The 5,939-nt window shown below is 38.8% G+C and carries 4 protein-coding genes; 3 read left to right on the forward strand and 1 reads right to left on the reverse strand.

Annotated features, from left to right (window positions below):
- The first annotated feature begins 118 nt into the window (after positions 1–118).
- From F6K22_RS42555 to F6K22_RS28705, 3 genes are all read left to right on the forward strand, one after another.
- Positions 119–754 carry an RNA-guided endonuclease InsQ/TnpB family protein gene (locus F6K22_RS42555; protein ID WP_363274647.1) on the forward strand — a complete coding sequence of 212 codons (636 nt, stop codon included), beginning with the start codon at positions 119–121 and terminating at the stop codon, positions 752–754.
- A gap of 11 nt (positions 755–765) precedes the next feature.
- Positions 766–1,068 carry an RNA-guided endonuclease InsQ/TnpB family protein gene (locus F6K22_RS42560; RefSeq protein ID WP_363274649.1) on the forward strand — a complete coding sequence of 101 codons (303 nt, stop codon included), beginning with the start codon at positions 766–768 and terminating at the stop codon, positions 1,066–1,068.
- A gap of 256 nt (positions 1,069–1,324) precedes the next feature.
- Positions 1,325–4,492 (forward strand): CHAT domain-containing protein, encoded by a 3,168-nt coding sequence (locus tag F6K22_RS28705; protein WP_293105924.1) that lies wholly within the window; start codon positions 1,325–1,327, stop codon positions 4,490–4,492.
- Between the two features lie 216 nt (positions 4,493–4,708).
- On the opposite strand, the gene F6K22_RS28710 is transcribed toward F6K22_RS28705, so the two are convergent.
- Positions 4,709–5,215, reverse strand: a complete 507-nt coding sequence (locus F6K22_RS28710) for a calcium-binding protein (RefSeq protein ID WP_293105926.1) — start codon at positions 5,213–5,215, stop codon at positions 4,709–4,711.
- Positions 5,216–5,939 lie beyond the last annotated feature (724 nt).

Raw genomic sequence — 5,939 nt, forward strand, 5'->3', positions numbered from 1 at the left:
CTAGGTGAAGTACAGAAATTGTGATGCCAATTTATGAGAGGAAGGGGTTGGCGATGTCAACCCCTTCCTCTCCCGTATAAAAATGATTATCATTCTCATAAATTGTACATTTTATTTTTTGGAAGTCCCTTATCCTAAGTTTAAAAAGCATTGCCGTTCTGTAGAGTATAAAACTTCTGGTTGGAAGTTGTCAGAGAATAGAAAGGCAATTACTTTTTCAGGCAAGAAAAATATAGGTACTTTGAAACTAAAAGGTACTTATGATTTAAACTACTATCAACTGAACCAAATAAAACGAGTAAGGTTAATTAAACGGGCTGATGGTTATTATGCTCAATTTGCTATTCAAACAGATTTAAACATTGTAGGGGCGAATGGCCATTCGCCCCTACCAACAGGAAAAGCAGTAGGTTTAGATGTAGGAATTAAATATTTCTTGGCTGATAGTAATGGTAAGACCATAGGAAACCCTCAATTTTACAGAAAGTCTGAAAAGCAGTTAAATAGAGCAAATCGTCAAAAATCTAAAAAATATAGGAAAGGAGCTAAACCGCAGTCACACAACTACCACAAAGCTAGAAATAGATATGCGCGGAAGCATTTGAGAGTAAGTAGGCAGCGTAAAGAATATGCTAAGAGAGTAGCGTATTGCGTGATTCAATCTAACGATTTGATAGCTTATGTAGACGCGGAGCGGCGTGCCGAAGGCAGACTTGAATGTGAAAGGTATGGTAAGAAATCGAAGGCTAGCTAAATCAATCAGTGATGTTGCTTGGTCAACTTTTCGACTTTGGCACTTATTATTTTGGTGCAAAGTATGGCAAGGCTACAGTAGCAGTACCACCTAACTATACAAGTCAGAATTGTTCTAACTGTGGGGAAGTTGTCAAAAAGTCTCTATCTGTGAGAACCCATGTTTGTCCTCATTGTGGCTATGAAGCAGATAGAGATGTAAATGCTGCAAGAAACATCCTACAAAAAGCACTATGTACGGTGGGGCACACCGGAACAACTTACGCTTGGGGAGACCCACCCTCTGGCGAATGTTGGAGAAATCCTGCTAGGTGATGGTGAGTCGTTGAGCCAAGAATCCCCGTCTCGCGATTAGCGGGGAGTGTCAAGGAAAGAGAAAGATGCCTATTGTCATACCAGGTAAAAGAGGTCCTAAAGGTGTTTGGTGCCACCACAGGCGCGAGAATCCGACCAACATTCATGTCAATCAACATTCCTTCTAAAGCTAGGCTATCCTATGAACAAGTTGAACAAATTTGGTTAAAATCTAAGGCATAAAGCTAATCCTAATTCCAGCTTTGCCTACTATAGTATGAACAAATTATCTAAAATAGCTGCCCTGACAGGAGCAACTGTTTTAACTTCCCCGTTAATGACTCCTGCCCAAATTATCCCGGCGTCTGATGGAACGGGAACAGTTGTCATTCCTACATCTCAAACCCCAAATTCACAAACTTTTGATGTTGGGGGAGGTAGTCGTTCGGCAGATCGAGCTAATTTATTCCACAGTTTTGAACAGTTTAATTTGAACACCGGGCAAACCGTTAATTTTATTTCAACTCCAGAAACACAGAATATTTTGACAAGGGTTAGGGGAGGAAATATTTCTCAGATTGATGGAATGATTCGAATGACTGGAAGTAATGCCAATTTATTTTTGATGAATCCGGCGGGAATAATTTTTGGTTCCAATGCTCGTTTAGATTTACCTGCTTCGTTTTTCGCCACAACATCAACTGGAATTGATATTGGAAATAGTATCAATGGTTTTCCTTCCTCTCGTTTTGATGCCTTTGCACCAAACAACTACTCAGAATTAGTGGGTTCTCCTAGTGGGTTTGTTTTCTCAGGAGCATCAGGCGCAATTATTAATCAGGGAAATTTGAGAGTAAGAGGCGGACAAAACATTGGGTTAGCAGGAAACTATATTTTGAATTTGGGAAGTCTTGATGCTCCTAACGGTAATGTTAATACTGTAATAGCTCCGGAAAATGGTTGGGTTCAGATTAGGCAAAATGGAAATCTGTTGAATTTAGAAGTACCAGCTCAGACAATTTTGCAAAATCCAGGTTTACCCATAGTAGCTTTGCCACAAATTCTTACGGGTGGAACTCAAGAACACGCAACAAATGTTCGGATGAGAGAAAATGGTACGATTCAGCTTACCCATTCGGAGAATGTTAATTCAGCTTTACGCCGAGGTAGAATTGCTTCTGAAACTGTAGAAACTTATAACAATAATAATGGAGTTTCTTTTGTACCTCCTGTTTCAGGGGAAACTTTATCCAGGCAGTCGGTGAGAGTTATTAATACTTCCGAATCTGTTTTATCAAAACAATCTCTTTCCTTAAACAGGTCTCAGAATCAGTTTAATAACAGGACTAATATTCCAGAAACTGAGTCTATTTCTGTAGAATTGCCAAATTCTTCTGCCAGGCAATATTCCAATCGTGGTTCCCAACAAACAAAAAATCAGAGCAAAATTTCACCATTGGCAAATTCGAGCTTTGAGTCAGAACCTCCTTCATTCAGACAAAGACAACTTCCCTCTGTAGAATTTCCAAATTCCTCTGCCAGACAATATTCCAATCGTCGTTCAGAACAAACAAGAAATCAGAGCGAAATTTCACCATTGGCAAATTCTAGCTTTGAGTCAGAACCTCTTTCATTGACACAACCTCGCCCTATGGAATTTTCCAATCCTTCTGCCAGGCAATATTCCAATCGTGGTTCCCAACAAACAAAAAATCAGAGCGAAATTTCACCATTGGCAAATTCTAGCTTTGAGTCAGAACCTCTTTCATTGACACAACCTCGCCCTATGGAATTTTCCAATCCTTCTGCCAGGCAATATTCCAATCGTGGTTCCCAACAAACAAAAAATCAGAGCGAAATTTCACCATTGACAAATTCGAGCTTTGAGTCAGAACCTCCTTCATTCAGACAAAGACAACTTCCCTCTGTAGAATTTCCAAATTCCTCTGCCAGACAATATTCCAATCGTCGTTCCCAACAAACAAGAAATCAGAGCGAAATTTCACCATTGACAAATTCGAGCTTTGAGTCAGAACCTCCTTCATTCAGACAACCTCGCCCCTCAGATACAACTAATATTCTAGAAACCAGACCTTCTCCAGTTGCACCTTTGAATAATTCTGAAATTAGATTATCTGTAGAACCAGAACCATCCTTACCAAGAGTATCTGCCATTAGAGAAAGAATTCCAATTGCTGAAACTGACTCAGAGTTGATAACGAATTATCCAGTTGTGCAGTCTCTCTCATCCACTCATACTCAATTTCCAACCGCACAAATTTTAACAGAAGCTAGTATTCGAGAAATTTTTAGTCAAATTGAGGCTCAAACTGAACAAAAACCTGCTGCGATTTATGTCATTACTCATCCAAACCAATTAACTGACCAAATTGAAGGCGTTGAACTTAAGAATTTGACAAGCGGATTAACTTTAATGTTAGTCTTGCCAGATGGTAAACCAATTGTCAAAAGTATTCCAGATGTAGAAGCGAACAAACTCCGTCGAATTGCAAAAGAATTTTATATGGAAGTGAGCGACCCCAGAACAACAGGATGGCCGGCAGCTCGCCAACTATATAAGTGGTTAATTGCTCCCCTAGAAGCAGACTTAAAAGAAGCTGGTATTAATACTCTCTTATTTTATTTAGATGAAGAGTTACGTTCAATTCCTTTAGCTGCTTTGTATGACGGACAAAATTTTTTGATTGAGAATTATAATTTTAGTCTAATTCCCAGTTTGAGTCTAACTAATGCTAGTTATGAGGGGCTGGAAAATGCTGAAGTTCTGGCAATGGGAATGTCAGAATTTGTAGACAAACCTACTCTACCTAGCGTTCCAACTGAAGTTTTAACTATTACAGAGAAATTATGGTCAGGGGAAGTTTTACTCAATAAATCTTTTACTCTAGAGAATCTTCAGAAAAAGCGGAGCCAACAAACATTTAAAATTATTCATATAGCTACTCATGCTAACTTCTCTCCCGAAAATCCTCCCTACATTCAGCTTTGGGATCGAAAATTACCTCTGAAAGAACTCCGAAATTTAGAGTGGTATAAACAACCCCAGGTGGAGTTGTTGGTTTTGAGTGCCTGTGAAACAGGTTTGGGGAATACATTAGAAACTGAAATGGGATTTGCCGGGTTAGCTCATCAAGCTGGAGTCAAGTCGGCTTTAGCAAGTTTGTGGCAAGTTAGCGATGTGGGAACTTTGAGGTTGATGATTGAGTTTTACCGTAACTTGAAGTCTAGTTCGATTAAAGCAGAAGCTTTGAGAAAAGCACAGTTGGCTTTGTTGCGTGGGAAGGTTGAGATTGAAGCAGGTTTGCTACACTCCACTCGGGGAGATGCTTTGGTATCAAACACCTTAGCCCTTCGTTTAAAGACAGAGGATTTATCTCATCCTTATTATTGGGCTAGTTTTACAATGATTGGTAGTCCATGGTAAGCGATCGCCTAATTTTTTCTCACTTTTGTATGGAACCCATTTGATATCTTTGCCAAGATGCATATTTTTTTCTCTTCTGAGTCGATCTTCCTGACTCAGAAGTTAAGAGATAAAGGAAAAAGGTTGAAAAAATACTTTTCATATTCTCTCCCCCTCTTTCCTATCTTTTGCTATACCTACTTCTGCTTCCCGATCAATGAACCCAAACTTTTCTGGTTAAAGGATTTGGAAACTATCAGATGTCAACTCACCTTCATGTTTGATAATGAGTGTATCGTCACCCTGGCTGAGGATTGATAAAAAGCGATTATCCATAAAAGGTAGTGCAATGGTAGTAGCTTGGCTAACAGCTTGTTCTGCACTCAAGCCTAAGTCTGGAGATAGTTGTATGATATCTTCTCCAACAATGAAGTTTCCAATCCAATCAATATCGCTGCCTGAGTTAAAGACAAAAGTATCTAGTCCCTCACCACCGCGAAGCCGATCCATTCCTGGGCCACCTGTTAAGATATCGTTGCCATCATCACCATTGATGAAATCGTTTCCTGCTTCCCCAGTTAGTATGTCGTTTCCTGCATCACCAAAAATCCCATCGTTTTCTGGAGTACCTATTAGGTTATCTTCTCCTTCAGTACCTTCTATTTGGTTGAAGTTATCGAAAAATTGTTGTCTTTGAGAAAAGTCTCCTCTTCCTCTTCCAAAACCAAAGCCGTTTCCTGCCATAATTAATTTCTCCTTATTTGATATTTTGGTGTTCTTGGTTTGTTTGCGCGATCGCCAAGAAACTAGGATATATATCTCACTTTTAGTGGAATAGTTTGATCGCTTAAGCCCTGTTTATAACTTAAGTGACAAAAGTGAGCTTGTCAAGGGGTAAATCAAAAAAATTTTTTGGAAGATGTAGGATAAAATCAAATCAAGAGGTATTACTCATGGTTATACTTATCACTTATATGCCAGGTTCTCGAATTAATCCTGTAGATTATTTTTCTTGATATAGCCCTAGGCGCAAAGCAAAAGGCAAAAGTCAAAAATAATCTATGACTGAGTTTGATAATTTAGAAATGTTCGCGTCCTTTGCTTCGATTGCTATATATCCCTGAAGCCAGTGAGTGTATTTATAGCAGTCACCATTACTGGTGCAAACATTCTCAAACTATCAAATTTAGTCACAGCAATAATTTACAGCAGTTTCATATTTAGTGAGAGAAAAATTTTTATCACTTTAGTAAATAGGAAAGAGAGATTAGTCTTCAACTGTACCTTACCATCCGTGCAAAGTGCTGTAACTTCTGACTTCTGCTATACATCCTAGTCTACAGAAAATGTCAAATTATATCATGTCCGCTGGTATCGTTTGTGTAAAAGTTGGGGAAATATTTACTATATTTAAGGTTTTTCCTTTGCTTCTTCCTTCTTCCTTCTTCCTTACCTTCTCTATACAATA

Origin of the sequence: Okeania sp. SIO2F4 (assembly GCF_010672385.1) — a bacterium.
Taxonomy (GTDB): Bacteria; Cyanobacteriota; Cyanobacteriia; order Cyanobacteriales; family Microcoleaceae; genus Trichodesmium.